The 26,136-nt window shown below is 37.2% G+C and carries 29 protein-coding genes; 28 read left to right on the top strand and 1 reads right to left on the bottom strand.

The genetic code is table 11. The features are described from left to right. Nucleotides 1-213 precede the first annotated feature (213 nt). From ACRPLY_RS25100 to rsmI, 10 genes are all read left to right on the top strand, one after another. On the top strand, nt 214-396 hold the full coding sequence (locus ACRPLY_RS25100) for a sigma factor G inhibitor Gin (protein ID WP_013081329.1): 183 nt from the start codon (nt 214-216) through the stop codon (nt 394-396). A 153-nt stretch (nt 397-549) separates the two neighbouring features. After that, a complete protein-coding gene (locus ACRPLY_RS25095) occupies nt 550-1,974 on the top strand; it encodes an aminotransferase class I/II-fold pyridoxal phosphate-dependent enzyme (RefSeq protein ID WP_028412631.1) in 1,425 nt (474 codons plus the stop codon). A gap of 16 nt (nt 1,975-1,990) precedes the next feature. Further along, nucleotides 1,991-2,617 (top strand): dTMP kinase, encoded by a 627-nt coding sequence (gene tmk, locus ACRPLY_RS25090; RefSeq protein ID WP_028412632.1) that lies wholly within the window; start codon nt 1,991-1,993, stop codon nt 2,615-2,617. A gap of 63 nt (nt 2,618-2,680) precedes the next feature. Continuing rightward, nucleotides 2,681-3,010, top strand: a complete 330-nt coding sequence (locus tag ACRPLY_RS25085; RefSeq protein ID WP_013054845.1) for a cyclic-di-AMP receptor — start codon at nt 2,681-2,683, stop codon at nt 3,008-3,010. A 33-nt stretch (nt 3,011-3,043) separates the two neighbouring features. Then, on the top strand, nt 3,044-4,036 hold the full coding sequence (gene holB / locus ACRPLY_RS25080; protein WP_013054846.1) for a DNA polymerase III subunit delta': 993 nt from the start codon (nt 3,044-3,046) through the stop codon (nt 4,034-4,036). Between the two features lie 4 nt (nt 4,037-4,040). After that, nucleotides 4,041-4,868 carry a PSP1 domain-containing protein gene (locus ACRPLY_RS25075; protein WP_013054847.1) on the top strand — a complete coding sequence of 276 codons (828 nt, stop codon included), beginning with the start codon at nt 4,041-4,043 and terminating at the stop codon, nt 4,866-4,868. A gap of 14 nt (nt 4,869-4,882) precedes the next feature. Then, a complete protein-coding gene (yabA, locus tag ACRPLY_RS25070; RefSeq protein ID WP_013054848.1) occupies nt 4,883-5,248 on the top strand; it encodes a DNA replication initiation control protein YabA in 366 nt (121 codons plus the stop codon). 78 nt (nt 5,249-5,326) lie between these two features. Further along, nucleotides 5,327-6,073, top strand: a complete 747-nt coding sequence (locus ACRPLY_RS25065) for a tRNA1(Val) (adenine(37)-N6)-methyltransferase (RefSeq protein WP_028412633.1) — start codon at nt 5,327-5,329, stop codon at nt 6,071-6,073. Further along, entirely contained in the window at nt 6,060-6,347 is a 288-nt protein-coding gene (locus ACRPLY_RS25060) for a GIY-YIG nuclease family protein (RefSeq protein ID WP_013054850.1), read from the top strand. Before ACRPLY_RS25065 ends, ACRPLY_RS25060 begins: the two co-directional genes overlap by 14 nt. Continuing rightward, nucleotides 6,325-7,197 carry a 16S rRNA (cytidine(1402)-2'-O)-methyltransferase gene (rsmI, locus tag ACRPLY_RS25055; protein ID WP_016762698.1) on the top strand — a complete coding sequence of 291 codons (873 nt, stop codon included), beginning with the start codon at nt 6,325-6,327 and terminating at the stop codon, nt 7,195-7,197. Before ACRPLY_RS25060 ends, rsmI begins: the two co-directional genes overlap by 23 nt. A 32-nt stretch (nt 7,198-7,229) precedes the next feature. Here rsmI and ACRPLY_RS25050 read toward each other — a convergent pair whose 3' ends face one another. Beyond that, complete coding sequence (locus ACRPLY_RS25050; protein ID WP_170836841.1) at nt 7,230-7,520, bottom strand: AbrB/MazE/SpoVT family DNA-binding domain-containing protein; 291 nt, start codon at nt 7,518-7,520, stop codon at nt 7,230-7,232. A 566-nt stretch (nt 7,521-8,086) separates the two neighbouring features. On the opposite strand from ACRPLY_RS25050, the gene metG reads away from it, so the two are divergent. From metG to spoVT, 18 genes are all read left to right on the top strand, one after another. Next, nucleotides 8,087-10,069 (top strand): methionine--tRNA ligase, encoded by a 1,983-nt coding sequence (metG, locus tag ACRPLY_RS25045; RefSeq protein ID WP_028412634.1) that lies wholly within the window; start codon nt 8,087-8,089, stop codon nt 10,067-10,069. 71 nt (nt 10,070-10,140) lie between these two features. Beyond that, nucleotides 10,141-10,911, top strand: a complete 771-nt coding sequence (locus ACRPLY_RS25040; RefSeq protein ID WP_028412635.1) for a TatD family hydrolase — start codon at nt 10,141-10,143, stop codon at nt 10,909-10,911. Nucleotides 10,912-11,134: 223 nt separating this feature from the next. Continuing rightward, complete coding sequence (gene rnmV, locus ACRPLY_RS25035) at nt 11,135-11,698, top strand: ribonuclease M5 (RefSeq protein WP_028412636.1); 564 nt, start codon at nt 11,135-11,137, stop codon at nt 11,696-11,698. Further along, nucleotides 11,692-12,570, top strand: a complete 879-nt coding sequence (rsmA, locus tag ACRPLY_RS25030) for a 16S rRNA (adenine(1518)-N(6)/adenine(1519)-N(6))-dimethyltransferase RsmA (protein ID WP_028412637.1) — start codon at nt 11,692-11,694, stop codon at nt 12,568-12,570. The genes rnmV and rsmA overlap by 7 nt, the downstream gene beginning before the upstream one ends. Before the next feature lie 77 nt (nt 12,571-12,647). Further along, nucleotides 12,648-13,520 carry a sporulation peptidase YabG gene (gene yabG / locus ACRPLY_RS25025; RefSeq protein ID WP_028412638.1) on the top strand — a complete coding sequence of 291 codons (873 nt, stop codon included), beginning with the start codon at nt 12,648-12,650 and terminating at the stop codon, nt 13,518-13,520. A gap of 273 nt (nt 13,521-13,793) precedes the next feature. After that, a complete protein-coding gene (gene veg, locus ACRPLY_RS25020; protein WP_013054859.1) occupies nt 13,794-14,027 on the top strand; it encodes a biofilm formation stimulator Veg in 234 nt (77 codons plus the stop codon). Nucleotides 14,028-14,221: 194 nt separating this feature from the next. Next, complete coding sequence (locus tag ACRPLY_RS25015) at nt 14,222-14,392, top strand: small, acid-soluble spore protein, alpha/beta type (protein ID WP_016762700.1); 171 nt, start codon at nt 14,222-14,224, stop codon at nt 14,390-14,392. 193 nt (nt 14,393-14,585) lie between these two features. Then, nucleotides 14,586-15,455, top strand: coding sequence for a 4-(cytidine 5'-diphospho)-2-C-methyl-D-erythritol kinase (ispE, locus tag ACRPLY_RS25010; RefSeq protein WP_013054861.1), 870 nt, complete (start codon nt 14,586-14,588; stop codon nt 15,453-15,455). Between the two features lie 56 nt (nt 15,456-15,511). Beyond that, on the top strand, nt 15,512-16,333 hold the full coding sequence (purR, locus tag ACRPLY_RS25005; RefSeq protein WP_013054862.1) for a pur operon repressor: 822 nt from the start codon (nt 15,512-15,514) through the stop codon (nt 16,331-16,333). A 21-nt stretch (nt 16,334-16,354) separates the two neighbouring features. Next, nucleotides 16,355-16,732 carry a RidA family protein gene (locus ACRPLY_RS25000; RefSeq protein WP_325077499.1) on the top strand — a complete coding sequence of 126 codons (378 nt, stop codon included), beginning with the start codon at nt 16,355-16,357 and terminating at the stop codon, nt 16,730-16,732. Between the two features lie 155 nt (nt 16,733-16,887). Next, nucleotides 16,888-17,178, top strand: coding sequence for a septation regulator SpoVG (spoVG, locus tag ACRPLY_RS24995; protein WP_013054864.1), 291 nt, complete (start codon nt 16,888-16,890; stop codon nt 17,176-17,178). Between the two features lie 194 nt (nt 17,179-17,372). After that, nucleotides 17,373-18,752 carry a bifunctional UDP-N-acetylglucosamine diphosphorylase/glucosamine-1-phosphate N-acetyltransferase GlmU gene (gene glmU, locus ACRPLY_RS24990; protein ID WP_014462060.1) on the top strand — a complete coding sequence of 460 codons (1,380 nt, stop codon included), beginning with the start codon at nt 17,373-17,375 and terminating at the stop codon, nt 18,750-18,752. A gap of 18 nt (nt 18,753-18,770) precedes the next feature. Continuing rightward, nucleotides 18,771-19,724 (top strand): ribose-phosphate diphosphokinase, encoded by a 954-nt coding sequence (locus tag ACRPLY_RS24985; RefSeq protein ID WP_014462059.1) that lies wholly within the window; start codon nt 18,771-18,773, stop codon nt 19,722-19,724. A 186-nt stretch (nt 19,725-19,910) separates the two neighbouring features. Then, a complete protein-coding gene (locus ACRPLY_RS24980; protein WP_028412640.1) occupies nt 19,911-20,540 on the top strand; it encodes a 50S ribosomal protein L25/general stress protein Ctc in 630 nt (209 codons plus the stop codon). Nucleotides 20,541-20,679: 139 nt separating this feature from the next. Further along, nucleotides 20,680-21,237, top strand: coding sequence for an aminoacyl-tRNA hydrolase (gene pth / locus ACRPLY_RS24975; protein ID WP_028412641.1), 558 nt, complete (start codon nt 20,680-20,682; stop codon nt 21,235-21,237). A 59-nt stretch (nt 21,238-21,296) separates the two neighbouring features. Next, nucleotides 21,297-21,527, top strand: coding sequence for an anti-sigma-F factor Fin family protein (locus ACRPLY_RS24970; protein WP_013054869.1), 231 nt, complete (start codon nt 21,297-21,299; stop codon nt 21,525-21,527). A 69-nt stretch (nt 21,528-21,596) separates the two neighbouring features. Then, nucleotides 21,597-25,127, top strand: a complete 3,531-nt coding sequence (gene mfd, locus ACRPLY_RS24965; RefSeq protein ID WP_048021886.1) for a transcription-repair coupling factor — start codon at nt 21,597-21,599, stop codon at nt 25,125-25,127. Between the two features lie 249 nt (nt 25,128-25,376). After that, nucleotides 25,377-25,913 (top strand): stage V sporulation protein T, encoded by a 537-nt coding sequence (gene spoVT, locus ACRPLY_RS24960; protein WP_028412643.1) that lies wholly within the window; start codon nt 25,377-25,379, stop codon nt 25,911-25,913. Nucleotides 25,914-26,136 lie beyond the last annotated feature (223 nt).

Below are 26,136 nucleotides of genomic sequence, written 5' to 3'. Positions count from 1 at the left end.
GAACACGGAAGTTAAGCTCTTTAGCGCCAATGGTAGTTGGGACTTTGTCCCTGTGAGAGTAGGACGTTGCCAGGCACTTGAAAAAAGACTAGCTATTTTAGCTAGTCTTTTTTTATTATTCACAAAGTATAAGCTATCTACATAAAATGGGGTAAATGAACTGCATAAAGAAGTTACATCTTGTCGATACTTATTTAGTGGAGGTGGAGAGTAATGGAAAAACAAATTAAAACATGTTCCGTTTGTCATGAACAGCATACAAAGGGTATTGAGGTGTTTTCCAGCTTTATATGCCAACACTGCGAGGTAGAGATTGTAGAGGTGGATTCATCTCATTTTCGTTATCAATTGTTAGTAAATCAATTAAAGAGAATATCAGGAGCGTTTTCTTACTAAAAGCCCTTTTTTATAAGGGCTTCTTTATATGGCTCAAAAAAATCATCTAAGTTTGTTATAATGAAAGAAAAATGAATTTTGATAGGAAAAATGCTTACATATTCTTTTATCAAGTTAACAATGTTATATTTACAAAAAGTAAGGAATGGATGTATGGATACATATTTACCTTTATATAACCGTTTAGTAAGGCATAGCGAAAAGAGGTCACTCTCTTACCACGTGCCCGGCCATAAAAATGGTCAAATTCTACCTTCACATATTCAGTCTTCTTACGCAGATTTTTTGCAATACGATCTAACGGAAATTAGCGGATTAGATGATTTACATGAAGCAGAATCTGTTATTAAAGAAGCACAAGAGTTAACGGCAAAGTTGTATGGAGTAGATGAAAGCTTTTTTTTAGTTAATGGTTCTACTGTAGGCAACCTCTCAGCAATTTTATCTCTTTGTCAAGAAGGAGATAAAATTGCTGTTCAAAGAGATTCTCATAAATCTATTTTTAATGCTATTACTTTATCAAAGGCATCACCTATTTTTTTAGCTCCTGAAATAGATTCAAAAACACATCTTAGTACAGGTGTATCCATTAAAACAATTAAAGCGGCTTTAGAGCGTTCTGAGGATATAAAAGCATTTGTATTAACAAATCCTACTTACTACGGGGTGGCACGAGATTTAAAGGAGACCATTGACTTTATTCATAGCTACAATATTCCTATAGTTATTGATGAAGCTCATGGAGCCCATTTTATTTTAGGCAATCCTTTTCCGTCGTCAGCTGTTACGTATGGAGCTGACCTTGTCGTTCAGTCAGCACATAAAACGCTACCAGCTATGACAATGGGTTCTTATTTACATATGCAGGGAACATTAGTGAATAAGCAAGCGGTGCGCCATTACCTACAAGTACTTCAGTCAAGCAGTCCTTCATACCCTATTATGGCTTCTCTCGATTTGGCACGGTATTATCTGCAGCAGTTTACACAGCATGATATCGATAGAATGACTGACAATATTCATTCGTTTGTTGAAAAGATTAATAAGATTGATACACTTTCAACTATTAATGTGGAAACAGATCAAACTGCTACCGACCTTTTGAAAATGACATTGACTTGTTCAGCGGCAACAGGATATGATTTGCAAAAGGAACTGGAAAAACAAGATATTTATACAGAACTAGCTGACGTTAACTATGTATTGTTTGTTCTACCGTTAAGCAGCAGTTGGGACTTTAATGATACAATTAAGCGGGTTAGACAAGCAGTAGCAAATATACAGCGTAAGTCGTATGAAAAACCACTAATCAAACCATTTCGTTTTTCAAGGGCAACGGTTCTCCTCTCTATGGAAGAAAGAAAATTAAGGACAAAGCATATGTGTTCGTTTGAAGAAGCAATTGGGTGTGTAAGCGCACAATCTATTATTCCATATCCTCCTGGAATTCCTATTTTAATGGAGGGAGAAACGATTACGAGCAATCATATTGACTATATTTTGCATATTCAAAGGTTAAATGGTCATATTCAAGGCGGCTCTTGTATGGAAGAAGGAAAGATAGAAGTATTTAAATAGAGAAAGGAATTTATACATGTCAGGAACGTTTATTACATTCGAAGGGCCAGAGGGTGCTGGTAAGACGACCATCATCCATATGGTTCAACAAAAATTAATACAAGATGGCTATAACATTGTATTAACAAGAGAGCCTGGAGGCATACGAATTGCTGAACAAATTCGTGAAATCATCTTAAATCCATCTAACACGGAAATGGATGCCAGAACAGAAGCACTTCTTTACGCTGCGGCTAGGAGACAACATCTTGTAGAAAAAGTGATTCCTGAGCTAAATAAAGGGAATATAGTATTATGTGACCGTTTTATTGATAGCTCACTTGCTTATCAAGGAAATGCGCGGGGGATAGGTGTAGAAGATATTTTTGCTATCAATCAATTTGCTATTGAGCAAACGATGCCACAGGCCACTTTATATTTTGATATTGAGCCTGAGGTAGGATTAGAAAGAATTAATAAAGGTCGAAAAGATGAGATTAATCGATTAGATTTAGAATCCTTAGACTTTCATTACAAAGTACGAGATGGATATCTATCTCTTTTGAGTCAATTTCCAGAGCGTATTCGCCGAATTGATGCAAATCAATCCATTGAAAAGGTCTGTGAAGAAGCTTATAAACAGATACAATTGATTTTAAAATAAATACAGATGATTGTTATTCTTGCTATACTATTCTTAACAATAAAGTAAAATGAGGTGTTATTCATGAAATTAGTAATGGCCGTTATTCAAGATTCAGATAGCTCAAAGCTTTTAAATGCACTTGTAGAAAGAGGATTTCGTTCAACCAAATTATCAAGTACGGGCGGATTTTTAAAATCAGGGAATACAACAATTATGATTGGTACAGATGATCATAAAGTAGATGAAGTACTTGATATTATTAAGGGCCAATGTGAAAACCGCAGACAGATGATTTCTCCTGTGGCACCGATGGGTGGTAATGCAGATTCATACATTCCGTATCCTGTTGAAGTTGAAGTGGGCGGAGCTACAGTATTCGTACTACCAGTAGATCAATTTCATCAATTTTAAGAGAGAAGATTTTAAATAGAAAGTGATGATTGAATGGGAAATACATGGGAACAGCTTGAAGCTCTTCAGCCGAACGTATTAAAGATTTTGCAAAACAGCTTACTTAAAGAGCGAGTTGCTCATGCTTATTTATTTGAAGGAAGCAAAGGAACAGGTAAAAAACAAATTAGTTTTTTGTTTGCTAAAGCACTGTTTTGCCAAAATCCAGTTAATCATAGGCCATGCCATGAGTGCAGTAACTGCCGGCGAATTGATTCAGGTAATCATCCAGATATTCACTTGATTGAGCCAGCTGGTTTATCGATTAAAAAAGAGCAAATTCAATTCTTGCAATCAGAATTCACAAAAACCGGTGTTGAATCTAATAAAAAGTTATATATTGTGAATCATGTTGATAAAATGACAGTAAGCGCAGCAAATAGTTTACTGAAATTTTTAGAAGAGCCTGGCAACGGAACTTATGCAATTTTATTAACAGAAAATATACAGCGCTTATTAGATACGATTATCTCACGTTGCCAAGTAATATCATTTCGATCTCTTACACCAGAACAGTTAGCTGAAAAACTAGTAGAAAATGGCCTTTCCGCAGTAGATGCGTCCATCTTGTCTAATTTAACAAACAGCATTGATGAAGCAATTGAATTAAGTAAAGATGAATGGTTTGGACTTGCAATAAAGTTAGTGATACAATTATATGAAGTGTTAACAACGAGACCTCAACAAGCTCTTCTTTTTATTCATGAAAAGTGGGTAACACATTTTAAAGAAAAAGAACAAGCTCATATTGGTTTAACTTTATTGATGCTTCTTTACCGTGATTTGTTGACGCTGCAAGTTGGACAAGAGTCTAAAATCGTCTATCGTCATAAAATAGAAGAATTAAAACAGCAAGCTCTTCAGACAACGCAGGAAAAAGCGATTTATCGCTTAGAGGTTATCTTGAAGGCCAAAAATAAATTAAATTCAAATATGAATCTACAGTTATTAATGGAACAGCTGGTGTTGGATTTGCAGGAGGGATAAAAGCTTGTATGATGTAGTAGGCGTTCGCTTTAAAAAAGCGGGAAAAATATATTATTTTGACCCTGGAGAACTTACAATTCCAGATGGTGAGTTTGTTATTGTAGAAACAGTTCGTGGTGTTGAATTTGGCAGAGTGGTTATTAACAAAAAGCAAGTAAGTGAACATGATGTCGTGCTTCCTTTGAAAAAAGTAATCCGCATTGCTGAACAAAAAGACAGGCTGATTGTGGATGAAAATAAACAAGCTGCTAGAGAAGCGTATGACGTATGCGTGCAAAAAATTCAATCACACGATTTAGATATGAAGTTAGTAGATGTAGAATATACGTTTGATCGTAATAAAGTCATTTTTTATTTTACAGCAGACGGCCGTATTGATTTTAGAGAGCTAGTTAAAGATTTAGCTGCTATTTTCCGTACGCGAATTGAGCTTCGTCAAATTGGTGTACGAGACGAGGCAAAACTGTTGGGCGGGATAGGTCCTTGTGGACGTATGCTATGTTGCTCAACGTTTTTAGGTGATTTTGAGCCGGTTTCTATTAAGATGGCCAAAGACCAAAACCTATCGCTTAATCCAACGAAAATTTCTGGTTTATGCGGACGTTTGATGTGTTGTTTAAAATATGAAAATGATGAGTATGAAACGGCAAAAGAACAGCTTCCTGATATAGGCTCAACAATTAAAACTTCAGATGGTTCAGGACGTGTAGTAGGTTTGAATATTTTGGAAAGAATTATTCAAGTGGAACTGTCAGATCACGAACAAATTTTAGAGTATACTCTGGATGAGATCAATAATGAAGGTGCTGTTTCGTTTCAAGCCACAGATTAACGAGGTGGGCAAAGGTGGATAAAAAAGAGATTTTTGATTCGGTGACAAACATGGAGGAACAAATTGGTCATTTATATAAGCAGTTAGGTGAGTTGAAAGAGCATCTTGCTGAGCTAATTGAAGAAAATCATCATCTGCAAATAGAAAATGATCATTTGCGCCGTCGCCTTGACCAGACAAACTTCGAAACGAAGCTGAAAAATAGACATTCAAAAGCAAGCGCTCAAACAAAAGAGCAAAAACAAATTGATATCGGAGAAGGATATGACAATTTGGCTCGCCTTTACCAAGAGGGTTTTCATATTTGTAACATTCATTATGGAAGTGTGCGTAAAGATGGAGACTGTTTGTTTTGCTTGTCATTTTTAAATAAAAAGTAACAACACCTCTCCCTTTTGGAGAGGTTCTTTTTATGAGTAAAAGATGTAAATAATAGATGTACAAGGAGAAGAACGATTATGGTTGAGTTATATGGAGATGAACGTTTAGATTATCTATTAGCCGATGAGGAAATGCGCATTATTCAAAGTCCATCTGTCTTTTCCTTTTCATTGGATGCTGTGCTTTTATCTCACTTTGCTTATGTCCCAATTCGTAAAGGCAACTTGGTTGATTTATGTTCAGGAAACGGTGTAATCCCACTGTTTTTATCTAAACGAACAAAGGGAAAAATCATTGGTGTAGAAATTCAAGAGCGGCTACACAGTATGGCACAAAGAAGTATTGCGTATAATCAGCTGGATGGGCAGATTAAAATGATACATGGTGATTTAAAAAATGCACCTCAAGAACTGGGTTATGGAAAATATGATGTTGTAACATGTAATCCTCCTTATTTCACCACATCCAATAAAGAAGAAATAAATGAAAACGAACACTTTGCAATCGCTCGCCACGAAATTCATTGTTCGTTGGAAGATGTGATTAGAGCCAGTAGTCAACTAGTTAAGCAAGGCGGAAAAGTAGCATTGGTTCACCGTCCAGGGAGACTATTAGATATCGTTACGTTAATGAGGCAATACCGTTTAGAGCCAAAGAGACTTCAGTTTGTCTATCCTAAAGATGGGAAAGAAGCAAATACGCTTTTAATTGAAGGTACGAAGGATGGAAGTCCAGATTTAAAGATTCTTCCTCCGCTGGTGGTCTACCAAGATAATGATGAATACACGGACGAATTAAAAAGGATTTTATATGGAACAGAATAATCATTATTTTTATGTAGTTGAATGCAAGGACTGTACGTATTACGCTGGTTACACGAATAATTTGCAAAAACGTATTTCTGTCCATAATGAAGGGAAAGGGGCAAAATATACGAGAGCAAGAAGGCCTGTTTCATTAATTTGGCATGAGGTGTTTACTTCTAAAACAGAAGCTATGCAAAAAGAGTATTGGTTCAAACAGTTGAGCAGAGTGCAAAAACAGGCTTACATTCGAAGGGAGCAAGAAAAGCAGAATGAAATCACAAAAAAGTTATGATGTATCGAATGAACGAGGCGTTTTATATTTAGTTCCCACTCCTATTGGAAACTTAGAGGATATGACATTTCGTGCGATTCGAATTTTAAAAGAAGTTGATTATATTGCCGCAGAAGATACGAGACAAACGAAAAAACTATGTAACCACTTTGAGATCGATACGCCTATTACAAGTTATCATGAACATAATAAACATACAAAAAGTGAACAGCTGTTAAGCGACTTGGACAGTGAAAAAAATATTGCTTTAGTAAGCGACGCGGGTATGCCCTGTATTTCAGATCCTGGTTATGAGTTAGTGGTAGCTGCCGTTAAAGAAGGATATACGGTTGTTCCGCTGCCGGGGCCTAACGCAGCATTAACAGCTTTAATTGCTTCTGGTCTACCTACAGGGCAGTTTTATTTCTATGGATTTTTAAACAGAAATAAAAAACAGCGTAAAGAACAGCTTCAAGAGCTTCAGTATATTAAAGAAAGCATGATATTTTATGAAGCCCCTCATCGGTTAAAAGAAACGCTAAAGAGTATAGAAGAAATTTTAGGGAACCGATCTATTGTGTTATGTAGAGAGTTAACCAAACGCTATGAAGAATTTTTAAGAGGAAGCGTATTAGAAGCAATTGAATGGACAAATGCCACAGATATTAGAGGGGAATTCTGCTTAATTCTTGAAGGGACAAATGAAGAAGCGCCAGATGAAAGTAATCTATGGTGGGAACAGCTCACCATTATCGAGCACGTTGATCACTATGTAGAAGAAGGACTTTCAAACAAAGAAGCGATTAAGCAAGTGGCAAAAGACCGAGATGTATCAAAACGAGACATTTATAGTGAATATCACGTACATTAAAAAAAGCTGTCTATCATAGACAGCTTTTCGTTTTATTTAGAAGCTTGTAAAGAATCTTGAAGTTCTTTCATGATTTGTTCTGCACCTTCACGGCTTAGAATTAATTTGCCGCTAGCAAGTTGAATGTTATCATCAGATACTTCACCTGTTACTTGGCAAGTCATGTTTGGTTTATATTTTTTTAAGATGATGCGCTCTTCATCTACATAGATTTCTAGAGCATCTTTCTCTGCAATTCCTAATGTACGACGTAATTCAATTGGAATTACTACGCGTCCTAATTCATCAACTTTACGAACAATACCTGTAGATTTCATGTTAATCGTTCTCCTCTCAATGATCATTTTTCTATGTTATTACTTTCGTCATTATTCGACAATTTCAACGTACTTTCATAATACCAGCGTTTCCAAAACTAGTCAATCATTTTATATGTAAAAAAATGTAGCTGGGAAAAAATTTTTTCCCCGACTCGTTTAGAAGCTAATTGTGACCGTCAGTCAAGGAATGACAAGGGGTTTCATTGGAAAAAAGATTAATCGCCTAAATAGCTTGATATTAACTATTTTGAAGATAGGGTAAATATAATTCGACATAAAACGACAAAATTAGACCTATTTGTCGTTTTTATCAAAGTGACTTTTTGAATGGGGGTATATTTTTTATAAAAATAGGGCGAAGCTGATACAATTAACAGGATTATTTTTTGGGAAAATAACGATTATTTAAAAATGAAGTGAATCCGTCATATTCCCGTGTATATAGGAAGAGAATGTTTTGAAATTATCATGTAAAATAGTATGATAGATAGTAGAATAAGAAGACAGGGTTTATATGATTACATCCATATAAATCAAAATGTTGAAATGGAATGTTGGAGGTTATGAACATGGCAGATGGAAATAATACATTTTACATTACTACGCCGATTTATTATCCGAGTGGTAAATTACATATAGGGCACGCATACACGACGGTAGCGGGAGATGCAATGGCTCGTTATAAACGTTTGAGAGGGTTTGACGTACGTTATTTAACAGGTACGGATGAACATGGTCAAAAAATTCAGCGAAAAGCAGAAGAGAAAAACGTGACACCTCAGCAATACGTAGATGATATTGTCTCTGGAATCAAAGAGCTGTGGGATAAGATGGATATTTCGTATGACGATTTTATCCGTACAACAGAACCAAGACATAAAGAAATCGTGGAAAAGATTTTCGCGCGCCTTTTAGAACAAGGTGATATTTATCTTGATGAGTATGAAGGTTGGTATTCAGTTCCCGATGAGACGTACTATACAGAGCATCAACTAGTAGATCCAATCGTTGAAAATGGAAAAGTTGTAGGTGGGAAAAGCCCGGATAGCGGACACCCTGTAGAGCTCGTTCGAGAAGAGTCCTATTTCTTTAAAATGGGGAAATACGTAGATCGTTTACTAGCTTTTTATGAAGAGAACCCTTCATTTATTCAACCGGAGTCTCGTAAAAACGAAATGATCAATAATTTTATTAAGCCGGGTCTTGAAGACTTAGCTGTTTCTCGTACGACGTTTGATTGGGGAGTAAAAGTTCCAGGTAACCCAAAACACGTTATTTACGTATGGATTGATGCGCTTTCTAACTATATCACCTCTCTTGGGTATGATACTGAGAATGATGAAAACTATCGAAAATACTGGCCGGCTAACGTACATTTAGTAGGAAAAGAAATCGTACGTTTCCATACCATTTATTGGCCAATCATGTTGATGGCACTTGATTTGCCACTTCCTAAGAAAGTATTTGCTCACGGCTGGTTATTAATGAAAGATGGAAAGATGTCGAAGTCAAAAGGGAATGTAGTAGACCCAGTGACATTGATTGACCGCTATGGGTTAGATGCCCTTCGTTACTACTTGCTTCGTGAAGTTCCATTCGGTTCAGACGGTGTATTCACACCAGAAGCGTTTGTTGAACGTATTAACTTTGACTTAGCAAATGACCTTGGCAACCTAGTTAACCGTACAGTGGCGATGATTAATAAGTATTTTGATGGTGTTATTCCGACTTATGAAGGAAATGTAACAGAGTTTGATGCACTTATCGTACAAGCTCAAAAAGATACAGTGAATAAATATGAAGAAGCGATGGAGGATATGGAGTTTTCAGTGGCTCTTGCTTCTATCTGGCAATATGTAAGCCGCACGAATAAATACATTGATGAAACGCAACCTTGGGCGTTAGCAAAAGATGAGAATAAGCGTGCAGAACTTGCTTCCGTTATGACACATCTAGCTGAATCAATTCGTCACATTGCGGTATTACTACAGCCATTCTTAACACGTACACCTGAGAAAATTTTTGCTCAGATCGGTGTAAAAGAAGATGTGTTAAAAACGTGGGAAAGCACGACGCGCTTTAATATGCTTAAAGAAGGCACAAAGGTAGAAAAAGGTGAGCCAATGTTCCCTCGTCTAGATCGAGAAGAAGAGGTAGCGTTTATTAAAGAGCAGATGCAAGGAAGTGCTCCGAAGGAAGAAAAACCTGTTGTGAAGGAAGAGCCTTCTGAAGAGATTACGATTGATGATTTCATGAAAGTAGAGCTTCGTGTAGCGCAAGTTACGCAAGTAGAACCAGTTAAGAAGGCAGATAAACTATTAAAGCTGCAGCTTGATCTTGGCTATGAAAAACGCCAAGTTGTATCAGGTATTGCCAAGTTTTATAAGCCTGAAGAATTAGTAGGTCGCAAAGTAATTTGTGTAACCAACTTAAAACCTGTAAAATTGCGCGGCGAACTATCACAAGGAATGATTTTAGCCGGTGAAGATGAGAATGGTCTTTCACTAGCAAGCGTAGATCAAAACTTAGCAAACGGCACGAAGATAAAATAAGTATAGGTAAAAGGGGTGTTTCACGTGTAACATGCGAGGACCCCCTTTTATTCATGGAAAGGATCGATTAGATGTTATTTGATACACATGTTCATTTAAACGCAGAACAGTATGAAGACGATTTGCAAGAAGTAATTAATCGCGCGTTAGAAAAAGGTGTTCAAAACATGGTGGTTGTTGGATTTGATGAACCTACCATTAAAAAAGCTATTCAAATAGCTGAAACGTACGACTTTATCTATGCTAGTGTAGGCTGGCATCCAGTAGATGCAATTGATATGACGGATGAGCATTTAGCTTGGATTGAAGAGTTAGCTCAGCATCCGAAAGTTGTGGCTTTAGGAGAGATGGGATTAGACTATCATTGGGATAAATCACCTAAAGAGGTTCAAAAGGACGTATTTCGCCGTCAAATTCGCTTAGCGCGCAAAGTGAATTTACCTATCATTATTCATAATCGTGATGCCACCGAAGACGTGGTAACCATTTTAAAAGAAGAGCACGTAGAGGAAGTAGGCGGGATTATGCATTGCTTCACGGGCAGTATTGAAGTAGCGAAGCAGTGTATGGATATGAATATGTATATTTCTTTTGGTGGACCTGTTACTTTTAAAAATGCAAAAAAACCAAAAGAAGTTGCTGCAGAACTTCCTTTAGATAAACTATTAATTGAAACAGACTGTCCTTATCTAACTCCTCATCCATTCCGCGGCAAGCGCAATGAACCTGGTTATGTGTCATACGTAGCGGAGCAAATTGCAGAGTTAAAAGGCATAACGTATGAAGAGTTGGCTGATATTACAACAGCTAACGCTAAAAAGCTATTTGGCATTAATGATTAAAACTTTTTCTCATATAACAATCATTTTCGTGTTAAAGTAAAGATAGGCGCAGAGGAGAATGTTATCCTCTGCCTTTTTCAGTTAAAATAACAGATAGATGCTTTTTAATTTAGTTGATAATAAGATAAAACGTTGATTTCATAGAAGAAAAATGATGTGAGTAACGAGCATTTCATTTTTACTGAAAAGCAAATGAACAAAACTGAATGTTTTGGAGGAAGAAATGAAGATTAAAGAAATTATTGTAGTAGAAGGTCGGGACGATACCGTAGCGATTAAACGTGCAGTGGATGCGGATACTATCGAGACAAATGGATCAGCTGTAAATGAAGAAACCATTGAAAAAGTAAAATTAGCTCAAAAAACAAGAGGCGTAATTATTTTTACAGATCCAGATTATCCAGGACAGCGAATTCGAAATATTGTTTCAGAACGTGTTCCAGGATGTAAACATGCATTTTTAGATAAAGAAGAGGCTCGCCCTAAAAACGGCAAAGGTATTGGAGTTGAACATGCTTCTATTGCGTCTATTCAAAAAGCACTAAAAGATGTAAAGCAAGAGTGGGTAGAAGCAGATATGGAGATTTCTCAAGAGGATTTAATCGTAGCTCGTTTGGTAGGAGATAGTAAAGCCAAGTCTCGACGTGAAAGAATAGGAAAGTTATTAAAAATAGGCTATGCCAATGGAAAGCAGCTTCATAAACGATTACAGATGTTCCAAATTTCAAAAGAGGAGTTTATCAAAGCTGTTGAGCAGATAAATAAGGAGGAAAAGGAATCGTGTTAAAAGATATTGCAACGCCTAATCGAACCAAGGAAATTTTAAAGAAATACGGTTTTACATTTAAAAAGAGTTTGGGACAAAATTTTTTAATTGATACGAACATTTTACATCGCATTGTTGATCATGCAGAAATAACAGAAGAAACGGGAGCAATTGAAATTGGACCCGGTATCGGGGCGTTAACTGAACAGCTAGCAAAGCGCGCAAAAAAAGTACTGGCATTTGAAATCGACCAGCGTCTGCTTCCGATTTTAGCCGACACTCTTTCTCCTTACCCAAATGCAAAAGTTATTCATCAAGATGTGTTAAAAGCGGATTTAAAAGAGACGCTCGAACAAGAATTCGAAAACATAGAAGATTTAATGGTCGTTGCGAATTTACCGTATTACGTGACGACACCCATTTTGATGAAATTATTAGAAGAGCAAATTCCGGTACGGGGAATCGTTGTTATGCTTCAAAAAGAAGTTGCCGACCGTATAGCAGCTAAACCGGGAACAAAGGAGTACGGTTCACTTTCTATTGCGATTCAATACTATACAGAGGCTGAGACGGTTATGATTGTGCCTAAAACAGTATTTAATCCGCAGCCTAATGTAGATTCAGCTGTTATTCGGCTGCTGAGAAGACCGAAGCCAGCGGTAGAAGTACAAGATGAAGCATTCTTCTTCCAAGTTGTACGAGCAAGTTTTGGACAGCGCCGAAAAACCATTTTAAACAATCTAGTGAACAACTTGCCAAATGGGAAACAGAAAAAAGCGGACATTGAGCAAGCACTTGCAACTGCCGAAATTGATCCGAAACGAAGAGGCGAAACGCTGTCTATTCAAGAATTCGGAGCGTTAAGTGACCAACTTTTAAAATCATTTCGCTAAATCATCACATTTTTATCATGAAGTCATAGGCTATGAAGAGAATTTATTTTTGAAGTAGCAAAGACGGAGTGAAGCATATGAACATCAAAATTGGTGATATAGTTACACGACCTTCTTATCAAAGAGATTTGCTTTTTCGTGTTATAGCTATTAATGACAGCGAAGCGGGGAAATATGCGACTTTAATAGGAGAAGACGTTCGGTTGATTGCCGACGCTCCTTGTACAGATTTAGAGGTTGTGGATGCTAAAGAACAGGATCAAAGAAAAAAACAAGAAGAAGAACTTTTAGAAAGATCCTTGGAGCTTATTCAACAGGATTATCGGCTCGTTCGAGAGAAAACTGAATATAGCATGACTAATGGATACAGCCATTCACATCGCTTGTTTCAAATTCCTGGAAAGGTCCTGCACGTAGACGGAGACCCTAATTATTTACGTAAATGTTTATTGGTTTACGAAAAAATTGGTGTTCCTGTTTATGGTGTTCATTGCGTAGAGTCAGAGATGCCGGAGAAAGTTGGAAAGTTAATTGAGGATGTAAGGCCTGATATTCTGGTGCTGACAGGGCATGATGCTTATTCCAAAGGAAAAGGAAATAAGGATGATCTTCTTGCTTATAGACATTCCAAGCACTATATTCGAACAGTCCAAGAAGCAAGAAAAAGAGTTGGTAATTTAGATCAGCTGGTGATTTTTGCAGGTGCCTGTCAATCGCATTTTGAATTATTGATTCAAGCTGGAGCAAACTTTGCTAGTTCACCTTCGCGTGTAAATATTCATGCGCTTGACCCCGTGTATGTAGTAGCAAAACTAAGTTTTACTCCTTTCACGGATCGTATTAATGTATGGGACGTCTTACGTAATACATTAACGGGTGCTAAAGGTTTAGGAGGAGTAGAAACAAAAGGGCTGCTTCGCACGGGCATGCCTTATGAAAGCGATGAGTAGAAATAAAAACAACTGGTTACAGCATGTACACGCATGATGTGCAACCAGTTGTTTTTTCGTATGAAGCCAAAGTATACGCTGAATTTCACAAAATCATTTTCAATATTTGCTAAAGATATACATATTTCGTTAAAAAACGAGCATACTAACAGCGAAATGTAGATTCATGTTGAAAATTATTTATTGACACAATTAGAGATAGATTGTTATAATTTTATGTTTTTGACTATTTTTCTAACATGTGTTACACTATACATAGTGAGGTGGACCAATATGGCGAAAACTTTGTCTGATATTAAGCAAGCGCTGGATTTGCACCTAGGCCAACGATTAACTTTAAAAGCAAACGGTGGTCGTAGAAAAACAGTAGAACGTTCAGGTGTATTAACAGAAACGTACCCATCTGTTTTTATCGTTGAATTAGATCAAGAGGAAAACTCTTTGGAGCGCGTTTCGTATAGTTACGCAGATGTGTTAACGGAAACAGTGCAACTAAAATTTTTCTAAGAATGACATAGGCAATATAGCAAGTGGTGATGAGCAGTGGACATTGGTTTACTGCTTTTTTATTGGTCTTTTTTTCAAATTATATATACATTATTTTTTATACATACTATACATATCTTCCTCGCATTTTCATGTATAAAGAGCGAGGAGATTCAGGTTGAAATTTCATTTTATACGTAAAGGAGCCATGTGCAATGTCAAGGCGTAGAGGGATTATGTCATCGAAGCTGAAAGAAGAACTGGCTAAAGAACTTGGTTTTTACGATACTGTACAAGCAGAAGGTTGGGGCGCTATTCGGGCAAAAGACGCAGGCAATATGGTGAAGCGAGCAGTGGAGCTTGCACAGCAGCAGCTAAGGCAATAGTGAAAATCAATGCTTATGCGATTATTTAAAGTGAAATGAGGAAAACCGAAGTGTATAACCGCTTCGGTTTTTTTGTCCCAAAATGAAAGATAAAATAGAGGATTAAACAAAGATGTTTAAATGAACAGCTATATCTTGTTCATTTTATGATAAAATAGCGTTAAACTCGATAAGATGAAGTAGGTGAAGTAAGTTGAAATTAATGGTGAAAGCACCGGCTAAAATAAATTTGTCACTTGATGTGTTACATAAACGCCCAGATGGTTACCATGAAGTTAAGATGATTATGACAACAATTGATTTAGCGGACAGAATTGAACTTTCTGATCGTGAAGATGGACGAATTGTTATTTATTCTCATAATCGCTTTGTTCCAGATGACCAGCGAAATCTCGCTTATCAGGCAGCGCAGATTTTGAAGCGACGTTATAACATTTCAAAAGGTGTAAATATATTAATTGATAAACATATTCCAGTAGCTGCTGGATTAGCTGGAGGCAGCAGTGACGCGGCTGCTACATTACGCGGTTTAAATACGTTATGGGAATTAGGGTTATCATTAGACACACTTGCAGAAATAGGGGCTGAGATTGGCTCTGACGTATCTTTTTGCGTGTACGGAGGGACAGCTCTTGCTACAGGGCGCGGAGAGATTGTAGAGCATATTGAGGCACCTCCAAGCTGCTGGGTGATTTTGGCTAAGCCTGAAATAGGTGTTTCTACAGCAGATGTATATCGAAACTTAAAAATTGAGGAAATGGATCATCCTAAAGTAGATGAGATGGTTCACGCCATACAATCAGGAAATTATGATCAAATGTGTAGCCTTGTCGGAAATGTATTGGAAGCAGTAACGCTGAAAATGCATCCGGAAGTAGCTCTCATTAAAGAACAAATAAAGCGTTTTGGCGCCGATGCTGTACTCATGAGTGGCAGTGGGCCAACTGTATTTGGACTTGTACAGCATGATTCACGTATGCATCGCATTTATAATGGATTACGTGGCTTTTGTGATAAAGTTTATGCAGTTAGGTTACTAGGTGAACGAATAACGCTTGAATAAATCCGTATGTTAATGTTATATTTACATTACAATATTCGGATTTTCAGGAGGATGTTATGAAGTTTCGACGTAGTGGACGATTAATTGATATGACCAACTATTTCATTCAAAACCCTCAGCGCCTTATCCCTCTTACGTATTTTGCAGATAAATATGATTCCGCAAAATCATCTATTAGCGAAGATATGGCGATTATTAAACAAACTTTTGAACAGCAGGGTATCGGAACTTTGGTTACGCTACCAGGGGCTGCCGGCGGAGTTAAATTCATTCCAAAGATGACGAATGAAGAAGCCGGTCAGCTTGTTCAAGAATTATGTGGGTTGATTGAAAAACCTGAGCGTTTATTGCCAGGTGGATATTTATATTTAACTGATATTTTAGGGAACCCCCGCGTTGTGAATAAAATCGGTCGCTTGTATGCATCGCTTTTTGCTAACCGCAAAATCGATGTGGTGATGACTGTAGCAACAAAAGGTATTCCTATTGCGTATGCGGTTGCTCAGTATTTAGACGTGCCCGTTGTTATTGTGCGCAGAGACAGTAAAGTAACTGAAGGATCGACCGTTAGTATTAACTACGTGTCAGGTTCATCTAAGCGCATTCAAACGATGCTGTTAGCTAAGAGAAGTTTAGCGGTGGGGTCAAATGTACTCATCATTGATGACTTCATGAAAGCCGGCGGTACGGTAAATGGAATGGTTAGTTTGCTTGAAGAGTTTGATGCAACTGTTGCTGGTATTGGAGTTTTAGTAGAATCAGAAGATATTGAAGAACGTTTAGTGGATGAGTATGTGTCTCTTGTACAATTAACAGATGTAAATATTAAAGATAAACAAATTCGTGTACAGGAAGGCAATTACTTAAAATATATTTGATCAAGTAAGGGAGAGGAACATATGTTACAGGTTCAAACAAAAAATGCACCGCAAGCTATTGGTCCATATTCACAGGGAATTGTTGTGAATAACTTGTTTTACAGTTCAGGTCAAATTCCACTTCGTCCAGATGGTACGTTGGTCGAAGGCGATGTTCAAGTACAAGCTACTCAAGTATTTGAAAATCTAAAAGCAGTTCTTGAAGAAGCAGGAGCTTCTCTAGATACAGTTGTAAAGGCAACCGTGTTCATTAAAGATATGAACGACTTCGCAGCATTAAATGAAGTCTATGGTGACTACTTCGGCGACCATAAGCCGGCACGTTCATGTGTAGAAGTAGCGAGACTACCTAAAGATGTACTTGTTGAAATTGAAGTTATTGCGCTTGTTAAAGGGTAATTAAATTAACAAATTTCTAACAAAAAGCAAGTAACTTCCAATTGTTCACTTTTTTTGCGAAAATTTTCTAAAAATTTTTTCTGAATAGCAGGAAAACACAAAATTCTGTGGAATTAAGTATGTAAAGCTTCGCATAGAAAAAGGTGGTGAACAAGATGGAAGTAACTGACGTAAGATTACGCCGCGTGAACACTGAAGGACGTATGAGAGCGATTGCTTCAATCACATTAGATGGTGAATTTGTTGTTCATGATATTCGTGTGATTGATGGTAATAATGGCTTATTTGTAGCCATGCCAAGTAAACGTACACCGGATGGTGAGTTCCGTGATATTGCACATCCAATCAATTCAAATACTCGCGGAAAGATTCAAGATGCTGTTTTAGCAGAATATCATCGTTTAGGTGAGGTAGAAGTTGAATTCGAAGAAGCGGGTGCTTCGTAAACATATGATACATTAAGAGTCTACTGAAAAGTAGGCTCTTTTCTTTTTGATTACCGCTTATATAATTTCACACCTTTGTAAAACTTTAGCATTACCAAAAAATAAAATTCATGACTTATAAATGATTCCTTGAAATGCTGTCATTTTTGATATAATATTCTTAATGGATAAAAAGGTAAAATTGGAGGCCTGTTATGTCAAAAAGATATGCAGTCATATTGGCAGCTGGTCAGGGTACACGTATGAAGTCATCTTTATATAAAGTGTTACACCCTGTGTGTGGCAAACCGATGGTGCAACACGTAATTGATCAGTTATCACGCTTAGATTTAACAAATTTAATTACAGTTGTAGGTCACGGTGCCGAAAAAGTGAAATCACATGTTGGAGATAAAAGCTTATTTGCTTTACAAGAAGAGCAGTTAGGAACAGCTCATGCAGTAATGCAAGCAGAATCTTTACTTGCACATGAAAAAGGTACGACAATTGTTGTATGTGGAGATACTCCGCTTATTACAGCTGAAACAATTGAATCTTTATTAAAGCATCATGAAGCAACAAATGCAATGGCAACTATTTTAACGGCTCATGCAGAAGATCCAACAGGATATGGACGCATCATTCGAAATGAACAAGGCTCTGTTGAAAAGATTGTTGAGCATAAAGATGCCACAGAACAAGAGCGTCTTGTACAGGAAATTAATACTGGTACGTACTGTTTTGATAATGAGAAATTATTTGAGACACTTTCAAAAGTTTCAAATGATAATGTACAGGGAGAGTACTATTTACCTGATGTTATCGAAATTCTAAAAAATGAAGGTCAAATTATTTCTGCATATCAAACATCCGATTTTGCTGAAACATTGGGCGTTAATGATCGATTTGCTCTGTCTCAAGCAGAAGAAACAATGAAAAAGCGTATCAACAAGCAGCATATGTTAAATGGAGTGACGATTGTGGATCCTTCTAACACGTACATTTCAGCAGATGCTGTCATTGGCAGAGATACGGTTATTTATCCTGGTACGGTTATTCAAGGAACAGTTGTAATTGGAGAGAACTGTGAAGTAGGACCTAACAGTGAAATTAAAGACTGCAAAATAGGTAATAATACTTCTATTCGCCATTCTGTTGCTCACGATAGTGAAATTGGTCACGAAGTCACAATTGGCCCATTTGCACATATTCGTCCTCAATCATTAATTGGAGATGAAGTGCGCGTAGGAAACTTTGTAGAAATTAAAAAAGCATCTTTTGGCAAAGGTAGCAAAGCTTCTCATTTAAGTTATATTGGAGACGCAGAGGTCGGAAAAGGTGTAAACTTAGGGTGCGGATCTATTACAGTTAACTACGATGGGAAAAATAAATTTTTAACAAAGATTGAAGATGGGGCATTCGTAGGATGTAACTCAAACTTAATTGCACCTGTAACAATTGGTGAAGGCGCCTATGTTGCAGCTGGTTCAACCGTAACGGATGATGTGCCAGGAAAAGCATTATCAATTGCTCGTGCGAAACAAGTAAATAAAGAAAACTATGCTGAAAAGCTTGATATTAATAAAAAATCCTGACGGAGGTTTCACAATAAAATGTCAAATGTATATGCTGATGAAAATTTAAAGTTATTTACGCTAAATTCAAACAAGGCTTTAGCTGAAGAGATCGCAAAAGTAATTGGTGTGGAATTAGGTAAATGTTCGGTTGATCGTTTCAGTGACGGTGAAATTCAAATTAACATTGAAGAAAGTATCCGTGGTTGTGATGTATTTATCATTCAATCAACAAGTGCTCCAGTTAACGAACACTTAATGGAATTATTAATTATGATTGATGCATTAAAACGTGCATCAGCTAAAACAATTAACATCGTTATGCCTTACTATGGCTATGCTCGTCAGGATCGTAAAGCTCGTGCACGTGAACCAATCACTGCCAAATTAGCAGCAAATATCATTGAAAAAGCGGGAGCTACTCGTATTATCACATTAGATTTACATGCTCCTCAAATTCAAGGTTTCTTCGATATTCCAATTGACCATTTAGTAGGTGTTCCAATTTTAGGTGAATACTTCAAGAGTAAAAATCTTGATGACGTTGTTGTTGTATCTCCGGACCACGGTGGCGTAACGCGTGCTCGCCGTTTAGCGGAACGTCTAAAAGCGCCGATCGCTATCATTGACAAACGTCGCCCACGTCCAAACGTAGCAGAAGTTATGAACATTGTTGGACAAGTGGAAGGGAAAACAGCAATCTTGATTGATGACATGATTGATACAGCTGGTACAATTACAATTGGTGCAAGTGCATTAATTGAAGCAGGTGCAAAAGAAGTATATGCTTGTTGTACACACCCAGTTCTTTCAGGCCCTGCGATTGAGCGTATTCAAAACTCTACAATCAAAGAGCTAGCTGTAACAAACTCTATTGCTTTAACAGAAGATAAGAAAATTGGTAAAGTAACAGAACTTTCAGTAGCTCCGTTAATTGGTGAAGCGATTATTCGTGTTCACGAAGAGCAATCAGTTAGTACGTTATTTGATTGATAAACAGAACCTCTTTCCATTTGGAAAGAGGTTTTTTTGAAAAAAATTAAATGGGCTAATCCTTGGTTTTAAAGGGATTTGGACGGGATGAGCAAAGATATATTGCTGATTGAAACGAGTTTTATGTTTAGCAGCCTTCTAAAAAGGGTACATTTTAAGTAGAAAACATACTGGAAGGTGAATAAAATGAGTATTTCAATTCAAGCAAATAAAAGAACGGATTTCAAAAATTCTACAAATAGAAAAATTCGCGACGAAGGAAACTTCCCAGCGGTTGTTTACGGAAATAAAACAGAATCCACGCCTATTTACTTAAACAGTGCTGATTTTATTAAGACTATTCGTGAAGCAGGACGCAATGGAGTGTTAACATTACAAGTGGACAAGCAAAAATATTCCGTAATGTTACATGATATTCAAACCGATCCATTAAAAAACGAAATTGTCCACGCCGATTTCCAAGTGGTCGACATGAAGAAAGAAATTGATACTGAAGTTTCTTTATCTCTAGTAGGAGAAGCAAAAGGAACAAAAGAAGGCGGCGTATTACAGCAGTCTCTATATGAAATTTCATTAAAAGGCTTGCCGCAAGATATCCCATCATCTATTGATGTAGATGTATCAGATTTGGGAATTAACGATACAATTACAGTAGGGGATATTAAGGTAGATAAAAAGCTAGAAATTACGCATGATGCAGAAGATACAGTTGCTTCTGTACTACCTCCTCAACAGGAAGAAGAGCCGGATAGCGGCGAAGTTCAGGATGCTGAAGGCGACGTTGAAGCAACAAAAGAAAAAGATAGCGAAGAATAATATAAAAAGACGTAACCAAAAGGTTACGTCTTTTTGTGTGAATTGATTATAATAAAAGTGATACTATATAGTAATGTAAAACATTAAAGACATTTACCTATTATGTACAACTTACATAGAGTGGAAAGGAGTATCTATTTTGAAATTAATCGTTGGTTTAGGGAATCCTGGAAAAGAATATGACCGTACTCGTCATAACATAGGATTTATGGCAATTGATAAAATTGCCGAACAGTTTATGATTTCATTAGATAAAACAAAGTTTAACGGAATATATGGAACAGGTATAATAAGAGGAGAAAAAGTCATATTATTAAAGCCTCTAACATATATGAATTTATCAGGAGAAAGTATTCGCCCGTTAATGGACTATTTTGATATAGACGTCGAAGACTTGCTTGTTATTTACGATGACTTAGATTTGCCGTGCGGAAAAGTAAGATTGCGTACAAAAGGAAGTCCAGGCGGCCATAACGGAATAAAATCAATTATTCAGCATTTAAAAACCCAAGAGTTTAACCGAATTCGTATTGGGATTGATCGTCCGAAAAACGGTATGAAAGTAGTTGACTATGTACTAGGGCGCTTTACAGAAGATGAAATGGTTCATATGGAAGAAGCGATGAAAACGTCTGTGCACGCGAGTGAAGACTTTTTAGGTCAAACGTTCTTAGAAGTAATGAATCGCTATAATTAAGCAGAATAAAATTTCTCTCAATCGTCCATACTAACACTAAAAGATTTGGGAGGATTTGTATGTCTATTCATTATTTCTGTAGACATTGTGGCGCAAAAGTCGGTATGATAGAAAAGACAGCTCACAATACAGAAGCACTCGGTTTTAATCACCTGACCGCAGATGAACGAAAAGACTTTATTCACTACCATAATAGTGGAGACATCGTGGTTAAAATTATTTGTGAAGACTGTCAAGAAGCGCTAGAACGAAATCCAGACTATCATCAGTACGAAACATTTATACAATAAAAAGCTTTGGTCTCAAACCAAAGCGTTTTTCTGTTTAGTTTAGACATATCATGGGAGGAGGGAATTCCTTTGCGAGGGATTAGACAGCAATTTGAAGAAAATAAAGAAATTGGAGCTGTTGTCAGCAGTTTAGAAGAAGGTTTGAAAGAACAGTTAGTAACGGGAATTTCCGGTTCAGCTCGATCTGTATTAATGGCACTCTTAAATGAGGATAAAAAATACCCCTTATTAGTAGTGACTCATAATTTATATCAAGCCCAAAAAGTGTATGAAGACCTTTTGCACCTTTTACCGGAAAAAGACGTTTTCTTATACCCTGTTAACGATTTAGTTGCTACAGAAGTGGGGATTGCAAGTCCAGAATTAAAGGCTCAGCGAATTGAAGTACTCAATTATTGGAGTCAACATACAGGTGGAGTAGTTGTAACCCCGCTTGCAGGAATTCGAAAGCTGCTGCCTCCTAAAGCAAGATGGGAGCAAACGCAGCTGCCGTTTCAAATGGGAATTGACATCGACGTTGATCATTATTTAAAAAGGTTAGTTGAGTTGGGCTATGAGCGGGCATCGATGGTTTCAGCTCCGGGTGAGTTTAGTGTGCGCGGAGGAATCATTGATATTTATCCGTTAACAGAAGAGCTACCTGTCCGAATTGAACTATTTGATACCGAGATCGATTCCATTCGTACTTTTACAATTGAGGATCAACGCTCTCAAGAACAGTTAAAAGAAATTTCAATCGGCCCTGCTACGGAAATCATTGTGAACCAAAATGAAGTGGCCCAAGGAATTGAAGAACTAGAAGCACAGCTGGCTTCGACGCTGCAGCAAGTGAAAAACGCAGCGCTAAAAGCTACCTTAACAGAAAATATTAAAGGTGAAATTGAACAGCTGCGTCAAGGTCAACTTCTTGAAAATATGTTCAAGTATTTATCATTCTTTTACGAATCGCCTGCTAGTTTACTAGATTATTTACCAGAAGGTGGCCTTGTCATCTTTGATGAAACAACTCGAATTCAAGAGACGTCTGATCAGCTTGAAACAGAGGAAGCTGAATGGATAACAGAATTATTAGGACAGGGGCAAATTGTTCGAGATGTTCAATTATCTCATAAGCTCCCATCTCTTATTCAGCGAGCAAAACATCAGTTTTTATACTTATCGTTATTTTTGAAGCACGTATCGTATACGAGTCCGCAAAATATTATTAATATTTCATGTAAGCAGATGCAGCAGTTTTACGGCCAAATGAACTTATTAAAAAGTGAAATTGAACGTTGGAAAAATGCTAATTATACGGTAGTCCTCTTAGGAGCAGATAAAGAGCGCGTGAAAAAACTCGAAGGGGTGCTAGCAGATTATGATATTGATTCATCTATTTTAGATGGAAATGGTCAGCTTGTGCCAGGTCTTGTTCAAATTATTGAAGGCGATTTACAAATGGGCTTTGAACTGCCGATGCAAAAATTAGCAGTTTTAACCGAGGAAGAATTGTTTAAAAAACGGATCAAGAAATCAAAGCGTCGTCAAAAGCTTTCCAATGCAGAGCGTATTAAAAGCTATTCAGAGTTAAACGTAGGTGACTATGTCGTTCACGTGAACCACGGTATTGGCCGTTATTTAGGAATGGAAACGTTAGAGATTAACGGTAATCATAAAGATTATATCCATATCAAATATGAAGGCTCTGACAAGCTGTACGTTCCTGTTGAACAGATTGATCAAGTACAAAAATATGTAGGCTCTGAAGGGAAAGAGCCGAAAGTATATAAACTTGGCGGAAATGACTGGAAGAAAGTGAAACGAAAAGTTGAGTCTTCTGTTCAAGACATCGCTGATGACTTAATTAAACTGTATGCAGAGCGCGAAGCAAGTAAAGGTTATGCATTTTCCCCGGATGGCGATTTACAGAGAGAATTTGAAACAGCTTTCCCTTATCAAGAAACCGAAGATCAGCTTCGTTCTGTACAAGAAATTAAAAAGGATATGGAACATGAAAGACCAATGGATCGTCTGCTTTGTGGAGACGTTGGATACGGAAAAACAGAAGTAGCCATTCGTGCTGCGTTTAAAGCTGTGACAGATGGAAAACAAGTGGCTATTTTAGTACCAACCACTATTTTAGCTCAGCAGCATTATGAAACCATCCGTGAGCGTTTTCAAGACTACCCAATTAATATTGGGCTATTGAGCCGCTTTCGCAGCCGTAAACAGCAGCAGGAAACAATTAAAGGGCTAAAAAACGGGACCGTAGATGTAGTGATTGGTACACATCGTTTACTATCTAAAGATGTGATTTATAAGGATTTAGGGTTGTTAGTTATCGATGAAGAGCAACGTTTTGGTGTAACGCACAAGGAAAAAATCAAGCAAATGAAAGCAAACGTTGATGTCCTTACACTTACAGCAACACCTATTCCACGAACATTACATATGTCTATGTTGGGCGTAAGGGATTTGTCTGTTATTGAAACGCCGCCTGAAAATCGTTTTCCGGTTCAAACATATGTAGTGGAGTATAATCCGGTTCTAGTTCGTGAAGCGATTGAGCGTGAGTTAGCGCGTGATGGCCAAGTTTACTTTTTATATAATCGCGTAGAAGATATTGAACGAAAAGCAGAAGAAATTTCGATGCTCGTGCCTGATGCTAGGGTAACGTATGCCCACGGAAAAATGAATGAAACAGAACTCGAAGCGGTTATCTTAAGCTTTTTAGAAGGCGAATATGACGTGATTGTGAGTACAACTATTATCGAAACAGGAGTAGATATTCCAAATGTAAATACGCTCATTGTCAACAATGCTGATAAGATGGGATTATCACAACTGTATCAATTAAGAGGACGCGTAGGTCGTTCAAATCGCGTGGCATATGCGTACTTTACGTATCATAAAGACAAAGTACTGACAGAAGTAGCTGAAAAGCGTCTGCAAGCTATTAAAGAATTCACCGAATTAGGTTCTGGTTTTAAAATTGCTATGCGTGATCTTTCAATACGTGGCGCCGGAAACCTACTGGGTGCTCAGCAGCATGGATTTATCGATTCTGTCGGTTTCGATCTCTATTCACAAATGCTTAAAGAAGCGATAGAGGAAAGACGCGGGTCTGACGGAGAAAGTGTGAAATTTAATGTGGAAATGAACCTGGACTTAGACGCGTATATCCCTGATCAGTACATTACAGACGGCCGCTTGAAAATTGAGATGTATAAGCGCTTTAGAGGAATTGAAGCGCTAGAGGATATTCAAGAACTGCAAGATGAAATGATTGATCGTTTTGGAGAGTATCCGGCTGAGGTTGAGTATTTGTTTAAAGTAGCTGAAACAAAAGTATATGCAACGCAGAACCTAGTAGAATCTATTCTTCAGTCAAAACAAGAAATTTCTATTCTGCTGTCTGAAGAAGCGAGCTCAACGATAGACGGTCAAAAATTATTCATGCTAGGTGATCAATTTGGCAGAATGGTCAGCTTAGGTATGGAAGGCAAAAAAGTAAAATTAGTGGTTAATGTAAAAGGACTTGCTCAAAAAGAATGGCTCAATATTGTGTATCAGTTAGTAAAAGGAGTAGCTACTGTTAAAAAAGAACAAGTTACGAATTAAAAAGAAGGCTCATTTTTGAGCCTTCTTTTTATATAGCCGAAATAAAAATGTCCAAATCCCCATGTTTTGGCGGTTTTTTGGACATTTTTTTAATAAAAGCACACTTTTTAACAAAAAAAGAGATGGTTGGTGAATAGAAGTTGTAGAGTGAAGAATACTAACCTCAACAAAGGTGAACCTTTTATCATATAGCCATCAGTGATATTCACCAACTATTTTAATCATCATATGAAAGAGAGGCTTCAATGAATGAAAGCAACAGGTATTGTTCGTCGTATTGATGATTTGGGTCGCGTTGTGATTCCAAAAGAAATTAGAAGAACACTTCGCATCCGAGAGGGAGACCCGCTAGAGATTTTCGTCGATCGCGATGGAGAAGTTATTTTAAAGAAATATTCGCCAATTAGTGAATTAGGAGATTTTGCAAAAGAGTATGGCGAAGCGCTATACGATAGCTTAGGTCATCCTGTACTTATTTGTGACCGCGATGTATTTATTGCGGTAGCAGGAAGCTCTAAAAAAGAATACTTAAATAAAAACATTAGTTCTTTAGTAGAATCTGTTATGGAAAGCCGCAGTTCTTCTTTAGTAACTGATGGGAAAAACCTTGAATTTGTCGATGGATACGAAGAAAATATTTCTTCTTACACAATCGGTCCGATTATTGCAAATGGAGATCCGATTGGAGCTGTTGTCATCTTCTCAAAAGAGAAGTCTCTTGGTGAAGTAGAGCATAAAGCAGCCGAAACGGCAGCTAGCTTCTTATCTCGTCAAATGGAGCAGTAAGCGTAATTATCTTTATTTTACATTATTTACTGAAAAGGTAGCAGTTTCTGCTACCTTTTTTCATGCTGTCTTACCTTAGAAATAAAGAGAACATGATATAATGGTACGGTATTTTATTTATTGGAAAGTGCAGGATGTTTTATAAGAACAAAGCGCTATTCTTCTACAGTTAGCGGCTCATAAAAAGCGTTGTTCACATAATTACAAGCTGCAGGTGAAAGGT

It is taken from the genome of Priestia sp. TGN 0903 (assembly GCF_050846855.1).
Lineage (GTDB): Bacteria > Bacillota > Bacilli > Bacillales > Bacillaceae_H > Priestia > Priestia zanthoxyli.
The sequence above is the reverse complement of the archived record's forward strand: the minus strand, read 5'-3'. Positions and strand labels throughout refer to the sequence as shown.